A 15,487-nucleotide genomic window follows, 5' to 3' on the forward strand; every position below is an offset into this window, starting at 1 on the left:
ATCTACTCCCTTAATCGCGGCTGTTGCGGCTGGATGCGCCGCCGTCGCTTCGCTTGACGATAAGCCAATATGGACGATAATAGAAGCATCATTTTAATTTAGTCGCGCGCGAGCGGGCGGCCAACAGACAAGCGCGTGGGGGACGGATGGAGAGGGTGGCGGACGCAACCGGCGGCGATGGGACCGGTGAGGAAATGACCGATCGGCAGCGAACGCTCGCCTTTGTCACGGTGCTGATCGCGCTGGTGCTCGAAGTGGCGGACAGCACGATCGTGAACACCGCGCTGCCCGTGATCCGCCAGACGCTCGGTGCGTCGCCGGCCGCGATGCAGTGGATCGTCGCCGGCTATCTGCTCGTGCTGGGATCGCTGCTGCTGCTCGGTGGCCGACTGGGTGATGCGTTCGGCTATCGTCGCATGTTCCTGATCGGCGTCGCGGCGTTCATTGCCACGTCGATGCTGTGCGGCATGGCGCACACGCCGCAGCAACTCGTCGTCGCACGGCTCCTGCAAGGGGGTGCCGGCGCGATGATGGGGCCGCAGGTGATGGCAATCGTGCAGATACTGTTCACGCCGCTGGAGCGAGTCGCGCGGCTGGCGTGGTTCGGCGTGATTGGCGGGCTGGCGGCGATCGTCGGCCCGATCATCGGCGGCCTGCTGATCGAGGCGAACCTTTTGGGCCTGGGCTGGCGGCTCATCTTCCTCATCAATCTGCCAATTGGTCTGCTCGCCCTTTGGCTGGGCGTCCGCACCATTCCGCACAAGGATGTCGGTCACAGGCTGCGAGTCGATCTGGCCGGCGCAGCGCTGTTCGCCATCGGCTTCGCGGGCCTGTTGCTTGCCCTGATAGACGGAGCCGAGCATGGCTGGCCCGCCTGGACTTTGCTGAGCGCCGCCGTCGGGCTCGCCGCGATCCTGAGCGGCTGGCGGCGCGCGGTGGCCCGTCGCAGGGACGGGCTGTCCGCCATGATTGAACCGACGCTGTTTCGGCTGCGGACCTTTCGCTGGGGGCTGCTGGCGATCCTGACCTTCGCGGCGTCCGCGGCCGGCTTTCTGCTGGTGCTGGCCGTGACGCTGCAACAGGGGCTGGGCAAGTCGCCGCTCGCGACCGCGCTGCTTCACATGCCTTTCGGCCTGGGCGTAATGGCCGGGATCAGCCTGATCGGCAAACGCTACCTGCCCCGATTCGGGCGCTGGCTGCTGGTCAGCGGCGCGACAGTTATGGCGATTGGCGGCGCTCTGGCATTGGCGCTGCTGGCGCAGGGGATCGGGGGCGGCGTGGAGTTGATTGCGCTGCTCGGGCTGGCCGGCATGGGAATGGGCATGATCGCCGGCCCGTTGCCGCCGGTCGTCGTCGCCGACGTGGATCGGGCATTCGCCGGCACTGCCAGCGCGACTTTACGCACCGCCCAGCAAATCGGCGGCGCATTGGGCATCGCCCTTATCGGGTCGGCCTTCTTCGCTGGCGCGAGCGGCGAAGGTGCCGGGCGGTTGAGCGGGCTCCTGCCAGCAGGCGTGGTGTTCGTGATGTTGCTGTTGCTGTCTTGCGTAGCCGCGTTGCGCCTGCCGGGGGATATTTTCGGTACGCGGGGCGGCCGAGAGCGTTGACGGCGACGCTCGGCTTATTTAGAGTGAGTATTCTAATATAGCGATTGTGGAGAGGCTGGTGGAAGGAAAGCGCTGTCTGATCGTCGGCGGCGGGATAGGGGGGCTCACAGCCGCCGTCGCGCTGGCGCGGAGCGGCCAGCGCGTGACCGTGATCGAGCGGGAGGCGCAATGGTCGATCTATGGCGTGGGCATCATTCAGCAGGCCAATGTCGTGCGCGCGATGGCGCAACTCGACCTCGCCGGCGCCTATATCGACGCTGGCGTGCCGTTCGACCAGGTCGCGATCCACGCGCCCGACGGCCAATTGGTTGCGCGCATTCCTTCGCCGCGCCTTGCCGAGGGCTATCCCGCCAATGTCGGGATGAGCCGCCGCAAGCTGCACGAGGTTCTGCTCACCCGCGCCGGGCAACTGGGTGTAGAGGTGCATATGGGCGTGACGCTCGCCGATATGAAAGGCGAAGCGCACGGCGTTTCGGTCGAGTTCGCCGACGGGACCACCGGCCAGTTCGATTTCGTCGTCGGGGCGGATGGCATCTACTCGCTACTGCGCGCGCACCTATTCCCGGAAGCACCGCGCCCCGCTTTCGCAGGCCAAGCAGTGTGGCGCTACAATCTGCCGCGCCCGGACGACCTTGATGCGCTGCATGTCTTCAACGGCCCGACCGGCGTCGGGCTGGTGCCGATGAGCGCCGAGACCATGTACATGTTCGTGACGACCCCTGAACCCGGCAACCCGCATTATCCTAAAGCCGGGCTTGCCGAGGCCATGCGCGCCAAGCTGGCGCAGGCGTCGCCGGCTATCCGGGCTCTCGCCGAAAATATCACGGACGATGACGAAGTCGTCTATCGCCCGCTTGAGCATCTGTTCCTGGACGGCCCATGGTATAGCGGTCGCATCGTCCTGCTGGGCGATGCGGTCCACGCGACGACACCGCATCTCGGCCAGGGGGCTGGTCTGGCGATCGAGGATGCAGTCGTGCTGGCGGAGGAGGTCGCGCGGCATGACACGCCCGAAGCCGCCTTTGCCGCCTATCACGACCGGCGCGCCGATCGCTGCCGCTTCGTCTGCGACCTCTCGCTGTCGATCTGTCGCGGGCAGATCGGCGAGGGCGAACCCATCGACAATGCTCAGGCGACGGCGGCGATGTTTGCCCGCACCGCCGAGCCGATTTGAAGGAAAATGTGATGAGCCGCGTGACGGAAATTCGCTTTGTCGGCTATGGGGTCGAGGATTTCGACGCCGAGCGGGCATTTTACGCCGACGATTGGGGGCTGGTGGAGGTCGCGTCGGACGCCGACACCGCCTGGTTCAAGACCCACGGCCATGACGAGCACCATGTCGTCCGCCTCCATCGTTCGCCGAGCAATTGCGTCGAGGTGATCGCGCTTGCCGCCGACAGCCGCGCCGATGTCGATGCACTGCAGGCTCGGGTGGCCGGCGCCGGATGCAAGATCGTGCATGAAGCGCGCGAACTGACCGGGCCGGGTGGCGGCTATGGTTTCCGCTTCTTCTCGCCAGACGGCCTGCCGTTCGAAGTTTCGAGCGACGTTGCGCGCGGCGATCGGCGCGACATGCAGCGCTGGGAAGGCATACCGGTCAAGATCAGCCATATCGTGCTGCACTCGCCCGATCATCGGGCGATGGTGTCGTTCTTCGTCGATGTGCTGGGGTTCAAGGTCAGCGACTGGCTCGGCGATTTCATGTGCTTCCTGCGCTGCAACTCGGCGCACCACCGCCTTGCGATCCTGCCGGGGCCGCCCTGCCTCAACCATGTCGCGTATGACATGCTGACCGTCGACGACATGTTTCGCGGCGTCAGCCGGCTGAAGAAGCGCGGCACCGACATACGCTGGGGGCCGGGTCGTCACACGGCGGGCAACAACACGTTCAGCTATTTCACCACGCCGGGCGGCTTTGCCGTCGAATATACGTCGGAGCTGGACGAGGTCGATTTCGACGCGCATGTCCATCAGGTTCATGTTCCGGGGCCGCAAATCATGGATCAATGGGGCACCGGCGTCGGCGGTCCGCAGACCATGCCGCATCCCCATGCTGATCCCTGTCTGTTCAAGCCGGCGAGCCTCTGACCGATGGCCCTGTACGAACCCTTTCCCAATTATATCTGGAACCTGTCGGTCGCGATCGCGATGGAGAGCGGTGGGCAGATCGGCGAGATCGTCGACATGTGCCAGCCGATCAAGGATGCGGCTGCGAACGGCGCGGACGCGGGTACGCCGCAGTTCATGAAGGCCTGGGCGGCGATGGGCGACAAGCTGCTCGACCTCGCAGCCGCCGACGAGGCGAAAGGAAGGGCCTTTTCCGCGTCGAACAAGCTGGAGCGTGCATCGCTGTATCTCTTCACGGCGGAGCGGATGCAGGGCCATGGCGCGCCCGGTCGTCAAGCGACTTATGCCAAGGCGCGTCAGGCGTTCGACCGTTCGACCACGCTGGGCCAGTTAAACCGTGAGCGCGTGGAGGTCCCGCTCGAAAGCGGCACTATGCCCGCACTCTTCACCCGCGCGCCGGGCGAGGGAAAGAAGCCGGTCGTGGTGTTCTGCAACGGCCTCGATAGCTGCAAGGAACTGCTCTACTGGACCCGCCTGCCGCACGAACTGGCGCGACGCGGCATTTCCACCCTGTGCGTCGATCAGCCCGGATCGGGCGAGGCGCTGCGCCTTCAGAACCTCCCCGTCGATCCGCACAGCGAAAGCTGGGCGAGCAAGGCGGTGGACTGGCTGGAACAACAGAGCGAGGTCGATCCCAAGCGCATCGGCATGACCGGCATTTCGCTCGGCGGCCATTTCGCGCCGCGTGCGGTCGCCTATGAGCCGCGCTTCGCCAGCGGCGCGGTGTGGGGCGCGAACCATAATTGGCGCGAGGTGCAGGACAAGCGCATGGCGCGCGAGGGGGAAAACCCCGTCCCGCATTATTGGGCGCATGTCCACTGGGCCTTCGGCGCCAAGGATCAGGACGACTTCCTCGCCAAATCGGAAGCGATGAACCTCAACGGCCATATGGACCGGATCAAGGTGCCGTTTCTCGTCACGCACGGCGCCAACGACCGCCAGATCAGCGTCGCTTATGCCGACGATCTCTACGACCAGCTGGTCAATTCGCCCCGCCGCGAGAAGATGATCTTTACCGCGCGCGAGGGCGGGGTCGAGCATGTCGGCGCCGACAATATGGCCTATGGCCGCGACCTGATCTCGGACTGGTTCGCGCAAACACTGGGCGGTGTGACGGGGTGATACTTCGGTGACGGCCCTTTTCGAAACACAGGCTCGCCCGCCTGTCATGCCGCCGGTCGGGCGCGCCTCCTCCCCTTGGCGCGGTCGACCGGCGGGCTTTTATTCCCCGCCGGAGCCGATGCCATGACCCGCCGTTTCGTCGACCTGTCGATCACGCTCTGCAACGACGTCGTGAGCGATCCGCCGTTCCTGAAGCCGGAAATCAGCTATCAGACGCACATGGACACCGCGCCCGAGCTGGACATGTTCTTCCCCGGCGTCACGGCGGAGGACACGCCCGACGGCGCGGGCTTCGCCGCTTCGGAATGGGTGAAGCTCACGACCCATAGCGGCACGCATCTCGACGCGCCTTATCATTTCCATCCGACAATGAACGCCAAGGATGGTGAACCTGAGCGCTCGATCACGATCGACGAAGTGCCGCTCGACTGGTGCTTCCGCCCCGGCGTGAAGCTCGACTTCCGCCATTTTGCCGACGGCTATGTCGTGACCGCGCAGGATGTGGAGGACGAACTCGCCCGCATCGGCCATGACCTCCAGCCGCTCGACATCGTGCTGGTGAACACGGCGGCGGGCAAGGCGCTGGGTCGGCCCGACTATGTCAATGTCGGCTGCGGCATGGGCTATGAGGCGACCATGTATCTGACCTCGCGCGGCGTGCGCGTGACCGGCACCGACGCCTGGAGCTGGGATGCGCCCTTCGCCCATACCGCGCGGAAGGTGAAGGAAACGGGCGACACCTCGCTGATCTGGGAAGGGCATAAGGCAGGCCGTGACATCGGCTATTGCCACTTGGAAAAGCTGCACAATCTCGAAGCCCTGCCTGGCAACGGCTTCACCGTCAGCTGCTTCCCGCACAAGATCAAGGGCGCGTCAGCGGGCTGGACCCGCGCGGTCGCCATCTTCGAGGACTAAGCGCCATGCGCCTTGCCACCATCGACAATTGCACGCCCGATGGCGCGCTGATCCTTGTGTCGCCCGACGCCGAGCGCTGCCTGTATGCGGGCGGCACGTTGCAGCAGGCTATCGAACGCTGGAATGATGCCGAACCGGGGCTTCGTGCCCTGGCAGCGCGGCTCGAGCATGGGGAGGGCGAGCCGCTCGATCATCACCGCCTACTCGCCCCTCTGCCGCGCGCCTGGCAATGGCTCGACGGATCGGCCTTCCCGCAGCATGGTGAACTGATGCAGCAGGCGTTCAACCTGCCGCCGATCGAGACCGATCGCCCGCTGATGTATCAGGGGTTGTCAGACCGGTTTCTCGCCGGTCATGCGGACGTACCGCTGCCCAGCGAAGCCGACGGCATCGACTTTGAGGGCGAATATGGCGTCATGACCGATTTCGTGCCGATGGGCACGACCCCGGAGCAGGCGATGGCGCATATCAGGCTCGTTATCCTCATCAACGACTGGTCGTTGCGCGCGATCGCACCCGTCGAGATGAAGACCGGGTTCGGCTGGGTTCAGGCCAAGCCCGCCTGCTCCGCAGCGCCCTTCGCAGTCACGCCCGACGCGCTGGGCGACGCGTGGCAGGATGGGCGCGTCCACCTGCCCCTCCACGTAACGTTGAACGGCCAGTGGTTCGGCCATCCCCATGGCGGTGAAATGGCCTTCGGGTTCCACGAGCTTATTGCCCACGCCGCCCGTACCCGCGACCTCGTCGCCGGCACTATCATCGGATCGGGCACAGTTTCCAACGCCGATTATGCCAGAGTGGGCTCCGCCTGCATTTCGGAGCGGCGCGCCATCGAAATGATCGAGACCGGCAAACCCCAAACCGATTTTCTCAGCTTCGGCAGCCATGTGCATATGGAGGCCTTGGGGGAAAGCGGTTCACCGTTCGGCGCCATTCATCAGCAGGTCGTGCAAGCCGGTCTGCCATCATACAGCCAGTGATCCGGTGCAGTCGCCGCCGGGCCTGAAGCGGGCGCGTGGCGATAGGGCGGGGCGAGACTTACCGCCCGAACTTCTTCTGCACTTTCCCGTATCGCAGCTTTCGCGTCCCCGGCTTGCCCTCGGTCGCGCGGCCCCTGGGCGCCGCGACCTGTTGCTCGACGGGCAGGCCCAGTTCCTCCGCCTCCAGCTTGCGGATTTCGTCCCTGATCCGGCCGGCCTCCTCGAACTCCAGGTCGGCGGCGGCGGCGCGCATCTTCTTTTCAAGGTCTTCGATATAGGCGCGCAGATTGTGGCCGACCATGTGGGGGCGGTCGTCCAGGCCGGTGTCCACCGTCACCTGATCCTTCGACGCGACATGGGCGATGATGTCGCCGATGTTGCGCTTGATCGTGGTTGGGGTGATGCCATGTTCCAGATTATAGGCCTGCTGCTTTTCCCGCCGACGCGAGGTTTCGTTGAGCGCACGCTCCATGCTGCCGGTGATGCGGTCGGCGTAGAGGATGACGCGGCCTTCCACATTGCGCGCGGCGCGGCCGATCGTCTGGATCAGCGAGGTTTCGGAGCGCAGGAAGCCCTCCTTATCCGCGTCAAGGATGGCGACCAGCCCGCATTCGGGGATGTCCAGCCCCTCGCGCAGCAGGTTGATGCCGATCAGCACATCATAGACGCCGAGCCGTAGATCGCGGATCAGCTCGATACGCTCCAGCGTCTCGACGTCGCTGTGCATGTAGCGGACCTTGATCCCCGCCTCGTGCATGAACTCGGTCAAATCCTCCGCCATGCGTTTGGTGAGCGTGGTGACGAGCGTGCGATACCCCTGCGCCGCGACCTTGCGGCATTCGTTGATGAGGTCGTCGACCTGGTCCTCGACCGGCTTGATCTCGACCGGCGGGTCGATGAGGCCAGTGGGACGGATCACCTGCTCGCTGAACACGCCGCCGGTCTGCTCCATTTCCCACGGGCCGGGCGTCGCGGAGACGCTGACGGTCTGCGGCCGCATCGCATCCCATTCGTTGAAGCGGAGCGGGCGGTTGTCGATGCAGGAGGGCAAGCGGAAGCCATATTCGGCCAGCGTGATCTTGCGTCGATGGTCGCCGCGCGCCATCGCGCCGATCTGCGGCACCGTCTGGTGGCTTTCGTCCACGAACAGCAGCGCGTTTTCCGGCAGATATTCAAACAGCGTCGGCGGCGGCTCGCCGGGCAGGCGGCCGGTGAGGAAGCGGCTGTAATTCTCGATCCCCGCGCAGCTGCCGGTCGCCGCAATCATCTCCAGGTCGAAGTTGGTCCGTTGCTCCAGCCGCTGCGCCTCCAGCAGCTTGCCCTCCGCCACCAGCTCCTTGAGCCGCTCGGTGAGTTCAAAGCGGATCGCTTCCATCGCCTGCTTGAGCGTCGGGCCGGGGGTGACATGGTGGCTGTTAGGGAAGACTTTCACATAATCGAGGCTGGCGATCTTCTTGCCGGTCAGCGGATCGAACTCGACAATCTCCTCGATCTCGTTGCCGAAGAAGCTGACGCGCCAGGCCGTGTCCTCATAGTGGGAGGGGAAGATCTCAAGATTGTCGCCCTTCACGCGGAAATTGCCGCGCGCGAAACCGGCATCGTTCCGCTTATACTGGAGCGCGACGAGCTTGCGGATGATCTCGCGCTGGTCCTCCACGCCGCCCTTCTTCATCGAGAAGGTCATGGCCGAATAGGTTTCGACCGAGCCGATGCCATAGAGGCAGGAGACCGACGCGACGATGATGACATCGTCCCGCTCCAGCAGCGCGCGGGTGGCCGAATGGCGCATCCGGTCGATGCTCTCGTTTACCGAGCTTTCTTTTTCGATATAGGTGTCGGAGCGCGGCACATAGGCTTCGGGCTGATAATAGTCGTAATAGCTGACGAAATATTCGACCGCGTTTTCGGGGAAAAAGCTCTTGAACTCGCCGTAGAGCTGCGCGGCGAGGATCTTGTTGGGGGCGAGGATCAGCGCGGGACGCTGAAGCGCCTCGATGGTCTTGGCCATGGTGAAGGTCTTGCCCGAACCGGTGACGCCGAGCAGCACCTGGTCGCGCTCGCCCTGCCGCGCTGCCGCCACCAGCTCAGCGATCGCGGTCGGTTGGTCGCCCGACGGCTCATAATCGCTCACCAGCTTGAAAGCGCGCCCGCCCTCGCTCTTCTCCGGGCGCGCGGGACGGTGGGGGACGAAGCTCTGCCCGGTTTCCGGTTCGGACAGGTCGGTGCGGATTTGAATGGCCATGGCTGGAATATGGGGGTTGCCACCGCAGCCGCAACATTTTTGATGCCCGTCCCGACACCTGGCTTGACCGCAATATGGCCCTATCGCCGTTGGCGTTGTGTAATATACCTATGTTAATTCCGGGAGTTGAAGCAAGATAGGCTCGGGTCGCCATCGTTCCGAATCAACATCATGGAGACGCAAGGGATATGGCGGTAATCAAGGGCACCAGCGCATCGCAGACCATAAACGGCACTGCGGGCACCGACACGATATTGGGTCTGGGTGGGGATGACATTCTCTTTGGACTTGACGGTAACGACGCCTTGGTCGGTGGTGAGGGCAACGATCGGCTGACTGGCGGCGCGGGCGGCGATCGCTTCGTTATTGATGACCGAGGTTTCGGCATCGATACAATTGCCGATTTCGCGGCGGGCGACCGGCTCGACCTGCGCGCGCTCAACATCGGCGATCTCAGCCAGTTGGTCCCCTTCATGACTCAGGTCGGGGCCGACGTGCATATCAGCTTTTTGTGGGGGGGGTGGACCGAGCGCATTATCCTGTCGAATATGCAAGTCGGCAGTATCACGGCTTCGACGCTGCTGCTGAACAGCGCAACCGACTCGCTGTCAGTGCTGGGTACGGGCAATTCGGATACGCTGTTCGGAGGCAAGGGCCATGACATATTGTCAGGGGATAGCGGCGACGACACGCTTTCAGGCGGGGCGGGATTTGACGCTCTGATCGGCGGCGGAGGCGACGACTTGCTCATGGGCGGCGCGAACAGCGACCGTTTCATCTTTTCCAGCCGGGGATTTGGCATCGATCAGATTGTCGATTTCACAACCGGCGACCGCATCGATATGCGCGGCCTTGGCATTGCCGATGTCTCGCAACTGTCGCCCTTCATGACGCAGGTGGGCGCTAATGTGGAGATCCGCTTCGACTGGGCGGGGCGGGCCGAAGGCATCATCCTTCAAAATGTGTCAATCGCGAGCCTGAGCGCCGCCAGCTTCATCTTCGACAAGTCGCTGGAACCTCTTCGCGTCAACGGAACGGGTAATTCGGATACATTGTTCGGCGGCGCAGCCGACGATGTTCTGGCAGGCGGCAGCGGCGACGACGCATTGAGCGCGGGCGCGGGCAATGACGTGCTGGTGGGCGGATCAGGGAACGATGTGCTAATCGGCGGGGACGGAAGCGACCGGTTTGTGTTTGCGGAAAGAGGCATCGATCTCGACCGGATCGTGGATTTTACGAGCGGCGACCGCATCGACCTGCGGGCGCTCAACATCAGCGCGATCAGCCAGCTCAGTCCGTTCATGCGGCAGGTTGGCGACGATGTTCAAATAACCTTCAGCTGGGCCGGGCGGACCGAACGCATCACTATCGCTGGTGTCCAAGTCGCGGATCTGGGCGCTGCCGATTTCCTGTTCAACACCGATCGTGTGGGCAGTATCGTGGACGGCACCGGCAATGGCGATACGCTGTTCGGCGGCTTGGGGCCGGATCAGCTTTTCGGATATTCGGGCGACGATATCTTGTCGGCGGGCAGCGGGAACGACCTGCTGGCCGGCGGTGACGGCGACGACCAGCTTTTCGGCGGATCGGGCAGCGACCGGTTCCTGTACGATATGAGGGGATTTGGTGCGGACACCATCGCGGATTTCGGGAAGGGCGACCGTATCGATCTGCGCGCGCTCAATATCTCCGACCTGTCTCAACTCGCGCCCTTCATGACCCAGGCCGGTTCGGACGTGCGTATCGCTTTCCAATGGGCGGGGCGCACCGAAACAATCATGGTCAAGAACAAGGTGATTGCAGACCTGACCGCAGGACAGTTCCTGTTTAACGGCTCGGGCGATCCGTTGTTGGTAGAAGGCACGGGGAGTGCCGACACGCTGTTCGGCGGTCGCGGCAACGATCATCTCTACGGCCATAGCGGTAATGACAGCCTGAGTGGCGGGGCGGGCAATGACGTGTTCATCGGTGGAACCGGTCTCGACACGCTGCGTGGCGGGGCGGGGGCGGATCGCTTCCTGTTCCGCGCCGGCGACAGCGGCGGATCGCAGATCGACAGGATTCTCGATTTTTCGGCCAGTGAAGGTGACAAGATCGACCTGCGTCGGATCGACCCGTCCGACGAGGCAGGCGATCAAACCCTGTCGTTCGTCGCCGGCGCCTTCACCGATATAGGGCAGGCGCGGATCGTGCAGTCGGGGTCGGACTTCCAGGTTCAGGTCAATCTCGATACCAATTTTGCAACTGCGGAGCTGGCGGTGCATGTCACCAGCGCTGGCCCCCTGATGGTCACCGATCTGTTGCTTTGACAATGGGCGCGCGGGCGGCTTGCCGCCCGCCGGCTGACGAGGAGTCCGCGATTGCCCGCGCTCCGCCGCCTGCTATGCTGCATGTCGGCCATGAGGAGGAAGCGACGATGCGCCATGCTGTTGTGACGATGACGATGCTTGCCACACTGCTCGCCGCCTGTTCCGAAAAGCCCGGCGACAAGGCGGGTGATATTGCCGCTACCGACTCGATGAGCAGGGCGGAGGTGAAGGCGCAGGTCGATAGGGTGCAGCTGAAGCCGGGCCAGTGGGAGGGGCGCTTCACGGTTAAGGACATCGACATGGCGCAAGCACCGCAGGCGGCGAAGGATCAAATGAAGAGCATGATGAGCCAGACGTCGCTGCGCTATTGCGTCACGCCGGAAGAGGCGGCCAACCCCAGTGGCGAAATGTTCGCGGGGCAGGAGGACAAGAATTGCACCTATGCGGGGTTCGAGGCAAAGGGCGGGACGGTCAAGGGCCAAGTGTCGTGCAAGGCGGAAGGCGGCACGATGAACGCCGCCATGTCCGGCAGCTACGCGCCCGAAAGCTATGCGATCGACATGGACATGAAGATGACGGGCGGCCCCCATGCCATGGCGATGACCGCGCGGTCGGAAGGCAAATGGGTGGGGCCGGAATGCAAGTCGCCGGGTTGATCCCGCCGCGATGCGTCAACCTGTCACGGAATGCTGCTGGCTGTGCGATCGGCCCCTGGGGCGGCGGGTGGAATGGCATCATCCGGTGCCCAAGAGCCGGGGCGGGCGGAGCGTCGTGCCGGTCCATCCCATCTGCCATCGCACTATCCACGCGACGCTGACCAACGCCGAACTGGCGCGCGTGTATGCCGATCCTACTGCGCTGCGGGCGCACCCCGCCATTGCGCGCTTCCTGGCCTGGATTGCGGACAAGCCGCTCGATTTCCATGCACCCACGCGCCGGCGCGCCTGATCCGGCTGCATTTCCGCTTGCGCTTTGGCTGCGTCGGGTAGAGCCTCCTGCCGTTCCGTCAAGAGAACAGGGGAGAGGATATGCGACTGAGGATCGAGGCCGGGCTGGCGCTGGGCGCGGCATGGGTGCTTGCGGGCTGCAGCGAGCCGGCGCCGCCGCCACAACAGGAGGAAGCGCCGATCGTGCTGAAGGGCGGCGAGTGGCAAATCACCCGCAAGACCACCGGCTATAACACGCCGACGGTCACGCCGGCCGAATATCAGCAGGCGCTCAAGGACATCGGCGAGGAGAAGGTCTGCATCGCGGTCGACAAGGACGGGGTGCCTGATCCCGATGCGCTTGCGGGCAAGGAAGGATCGGATTGCAGCTACAAGGACAAGATGCTGCGCAAGGGGCGCCTGATCGCGACGTTAAGCTGCAAGTCGGGGGCCGGCACGTCCGAGATCACGGTCGAAGGCAATTACACCGCCGACACGCTGACGCTGGGGACGACGATGACCAGGACTGAAGGGGGGCAGCCGGTGCTGCGCACAACCCACGACCTGACAGGCCGGCGCACCGGCGACTGCGCGGCAGGCTGACCCGGGACGATCGGCGTGCCGCGATGCCGGGCGGCGGGCTTGCGTCCGCTGACTGGCGCCTGTCATACGGCTTTGATACTGTTGGCGCATGACAGGGGGAATCGAAGCGGCGGGTGACGCTGTCACTGGGGCCATGCTGGCGCGGGCGGTCGAGCCCGCCCATGGCGAGGCGCGGGAGGCGGGCTATGGCGCCTGCCTCAATTGCGGGGCGCATGTGGACGCCAATTATTGCGCCCAGTGCGGGCAGGCGGCGCATCTGCACCGCAGCTTTGCTGCGATCGGGCATGATCTGGCCCATGGCGTGCTGCATTTCGAGGGCAAGATCTGGACGACTTTGCCCGAACTGGCGCTGCGCCCCGGCAAGCTGACGCGGCGCTATATCCACGGCGAGCGGGCGAAGTTCGTTTCGCCCTTCGCGCTGTTCCTGTTTTCCGCCTTCCTCATGTATGCGGTCTTTTCGCTTACCAGCCATAGCGGTGGGGAGAAGGCCAAGGGACCGGTGATGGACCCGGGTGCAGTCGCGGAACTCCGCAAGGAAGAGGCGAAGATCGACGCGCGCATCCGGCAGATCGAGGCGGATTTGGCCGCGCCGGGGCTAAGCGCTGCGCGTCGCGCGCAACTGACCGAGAAGTTGGAGGACGCGCAGGCGGATCGCAAGGGCATAACCCTGGCGAGCAACATCAGCCGGTCGCTACAGGGTGAAGGGCTGGATGGCGGGGTGGCCAAGACCGTCGGCCGGGTGATGAACGCCGCAGCGGAAAACCCGGACTTCGCTTATTACAAGCTCAAGGCCAATGCCTATAAATTCTCCTGGGCGCTGATCCTCATTTCGCTGCCCTTCGTCTGGCTGCTCTTCCCGTTCAGCCGCCGCTTCAAGATGTACGACCACGCGATCTACGTCACTTATTCGATCGCCTTCATGTCGCTGCTTTTCTCCCTGTCGATGCTGCTGACCGCGATACATGTCACCAGCGGGATCGTTACCCTGGCGCTGCTGCTGTTCGCCACCTGGCACATGTATCGCCAGTTCAAGGACGCTTATGCTTTGTCACGTGGCGCCGCGCTGGTGCGGTTGCCGCTGCTGTACGGCTTCGCCTGCGTGTCGCTGTCGCTGTTTTTCACGCTGGTCGTCCTGATCGGATGACGCAGGATCGGGCGCAGCGCTAACCCTTCCTTTACCACAGCGGATTACGCCCACTGATGTGGGAAAAGAAGCGCACGCCGATACCGTTGCACGGGCCGTGATGCAGGTCGCCAGATTGTCGGGCGACCTCGGCATCCGCACGCTCGATCTTCAGGCCGACATCAGCGAACTGGCCGACCGGGTGACGCAGCAGGCGCGCACGATCGAGGCGATCAGCGGCGCGGCCGCGCAACTGTCGCGCGACGGCGACAGCGTATCCTATGCGGGGCAGGACGCGCGCGAAAAAGCGATCGCCGCGCGCGCGATCATCGACGATTCCGGGCGGCAGCTGTCCGCCGCCAACAGCAATTTCGTCAACCTGATCGAACAGGTGAACCGCGTCCATGCGCGACTCGACGGCTTTGGCGAGGCGCTCAAGACCGTCGCCCATGTGACCAGCGTCATCAGCGGCATCGCGAGCCAGACCAATTTGCTGGCGCTCAACGCCACGATCGAGGCGGCGCGCGCGGGCGATGCCGGCCGGGGCTTTGCCGTCGTCGCGTCCGAAGTGAAGAAGCTGGCGCAGGAGACGGCGGCGGCGACCCATACGATCGAGCAGTCGATCGGGGCGCTGACCGGCGAGGCGGGCGGAATGCTGGACAGCATCACCCATGGCGTCCAGACCGCGCGCACGGCGCTGAGCGACACCAAGAATATCGAGGCGCTGGTCGAGCGGCTCAGCACATTGATGCACGGTCTGTCGAGCAACAGCGAGGCGGTGGCCGCTCGGATCGGATCGATGGTCGATTCGGCGGGCGAGATCCGCACCGGCCTCGCCGCGCTCGCCAGTACGTCGAGCGACAATGCCGATGGCCTGCAACGCTTGTCGGGGCGTGTGTCGAGCACCAGCGAGGAGGCCAATGCGCTGCTCCAGCATCTGGCCGAAAGCGGCGTCGAAATCCCCGATTCGCCCTATATCCGCTTCTGCCTGGAGAGTGCCGAAGCGGTCGCCCGTGCGGTCGAGCAGGCGATCGACCGGGGCGAGGCGCGGGAGGCGGACATCTTCGCCCACCATTATACGCCGATCGCGGGCACCAATCCGCCGCAATTCACCCATCCCGTGCAAACCGCGATGCTGCCCGCTGCCCGCGAGCGGCAGGAGATGGCGCGCGGCTACGCCGGCCTGTTCGGCATGACCTTCACCGATCGCAACGCCTTTGGCGCGATCGCCATGCCTGAACGCGCGCAGCCGCAACGGCCGGGCGACGACCACTGGAACCTCGAATATTCGCGCCAGGGCGTGATGTTCGATTTCCCCGATACGCGCGAGCAGGCGAAGATCACCCAGCCCTTCTGCATCAAGGCCTATCGCCGGCTGACCGCCGATGGCGAGGTGATCCTGCTGAAGCAGGTCATCGCCTCCATCCATATCAAGGGCCGGCACTGGGGCATCCTCCAGATGGCCTATCGCGATCAGGGCTGAGCCGACGCGCCGGATGCAAATGGGTTGCAGCGGCAACCCTGCTCGGTGCA

Annotated in this window: 13 protein-coding genes; 12 read left to right on the top strand and 1 reads right to left on the bottom strand. The window is 64.4% G+C overall.

Going from position 1 to position 15,487, the window contains the following annotated elements; all coding sequences use genetic code 11:
* The first annotated feature begins 155 nt into the window (after positions 1 to 155).
* The 6 genes from V2B31_RS12825 (at position 156) to V2B31_RS12850 (ending at position 6,751) form a co-directional block, all read left to right on the top strand.
* Complete coding sequence (locus V2B31_RS12825) at positions 156 to 1,607, top strand: MFS transporter (RefSeq protein ID WP_328279099.1); 1,452 nt, start codon at positions 156 to 158, stop codon at positions 1,605 to 1,607.
* A gap of 58 nt (positions 1,608 to 1,665) precedes the next feature.
* Positions 1,666 to 2,781, top strand: coding sequence for an FAD-dependent oxidoreductase (locus V2B31_RS12830; protein ID WP_328279101.1), 1,116 nt, complete (start codon positions 1,666 to 1,668; stop codon positions 2,779 to 2,781).
* Positions 2,782 to 2,792: 11 nt separating this feature from the next.
* The gene (locus V2B31_RS12835) at positions 2,793 to 3,695 is read left to right on the top strand and encodes a VOC family protein (protein WP_328279103.1); all 903 of its coding nucleotides are present in this window, start codon (positions 2,793 to 2,795) and stop codon (positions 3,693 to 3,695) included.
* Between the two features lie 3 nt (positions 3,696 to 3,698).
* Complete coding sequence (locus tag V2B31_RS12840; RefSeq protein WP_328279104.1) at positions 3,699 to 4,856, top strand: alpha/beta hydrolase family protein; 1,158 nt, start codon at positions 3,699 to 3,701, stop codon at positions 4,854 to 4,856.
* Positions 4,857 to 4,979: 123 nt separating this feature from the next.
* Positions 4,980 to 5,771 (top strand): cyclase family protein, encoded by a 792-nt coding sequence (locus tag V2B31_RS12845; protein WP_328279106.1) that lies wholly within the window; start codon positions 4,980 to 4,982, stop codon positions 5,769 to 5,771.
* Positions 5,772 to 5,776: 5 nt separating this feature from the next.
* Entirely contained in the window at positions 5,777 to 6,751 is a 975-nt protein-coding gene (locus V2B31_RS12850) for a fumarylacetoacetate hydrolase family protein (RefSeq protein WP_328279108.1), read from the top strand.
* A 58-nt stretch (positions 6,752 to 6,809) separates the two neighbouring features.
* On the opposite strand, the gene uvrB is transcribed toward V2B31_RS12850, so the two are convergent.
* Positions 6,810 to 8,993 carry an excinuclease ABC subunit UvrB gene (gene uvrB / locus V2B31_RS12855; protein ID WP_328279110.1) on the bottom strand — a complete coding sequence of 728 codons (2,184 nt, stop codon included), beginning with the start codon at positions 8,991 to 8,993 and terminating at the stop codon, positions 6,810 to 6,812.
* Positions 8,994 to 9,181: 188 nt separating this feature from the next.
* Here uvrB and V2B31_RS12860 point away from each other — a divergent pair, with 188 nt between their 5' ends.
* The 6 genes from V2B31_RS12860 (at position 9,182) to V2B31_RS12885 (ending at position 15,437) form a co-directional block, all read left to right on the top strand.
* Positions 9,182 to 11,302 carry a calcium-binding protein gene (locus tag V2B31_RS12860; RefSeq protein WP_328279112.1) on the top strand — a complete coding sequence of 707 codons (2,121 nt, stop codon included), beginning with the start codon at positions 9,182 to 9,184 and terminating at the stop codon, positions 11,300 to 11,302.
* Between the two features lie 107 nt (positions 11,303 to 11,409).
* Positions 11,410 to 11,958, top strand: coding sequence for a DUF3617 domain-containing protein (locus V2B31_RS12865; RefSeq protein WP_328279114.1), 549 nt, complete (start codon positions 11,410 to 11,412; stop codon positions 11,956 to 11,958).
* A gap of 10 nt (positions 11,959 to 11,968) precedes the next feature.
* A complete protein-coding gene (locus tag V2B31_RS12870; protein ID WP_328279117.1) occupies positions 11,969 to 12,250 on the top strand; it encodes an HNH endonuclease in 282 nt (93 codons plus the stop codon).
* Positions 12,251 to 12,330: 80 nt separating this feature from the next.
* Complete coding sequence (locus V2B31_RS12875; RefSeq protein ID WP_328279119.1) at positions 12,331 to 12,831, top strand: DUF3617 domain-containing protein; 501 nt, start codon at positions 12,331 to 12,333, stop codon at positions 12,829 to 12,831.
* Between the two features lie 88 nt (positions 12,832 to 12,919).
* Positions 12,920 to 13,975: a DUF3667 domain-containing protein gene (locus V2B31_RS12880; protein ID WP_328279121.1), complete on the top strand. Its 1,056-nt coding sequence runs from the start codon at positions 12,920 to 12,922 to the stop codon at positions 13,973 to 13,975.
* A 100-nt stretch (positions 13,976 to 14,075) separates the two neighbouring features.
* Complete coding sequence (locus tag V2B31_RS12885; protein ID WP_328279123.1) at positions 14,076 to 15,437, top strand: methyl-accepting chemotaxis protein; 1,362 nt, start codon at positions 14,076 to 14,078, stop codon at positions 15,435 to 15,437.
* Positions 15,438 to 15,487 lie beyond the last annotated feature (50 nt).

It is taken from the genome of Sphingobium sp., assembly GCF_036170395.1.
Classification (GTDB): Bacteria; Pseudomonadota; Alphaproteobacteria; order Sphingomonadales; family Sphingomonadaceae; genus Sphingobium.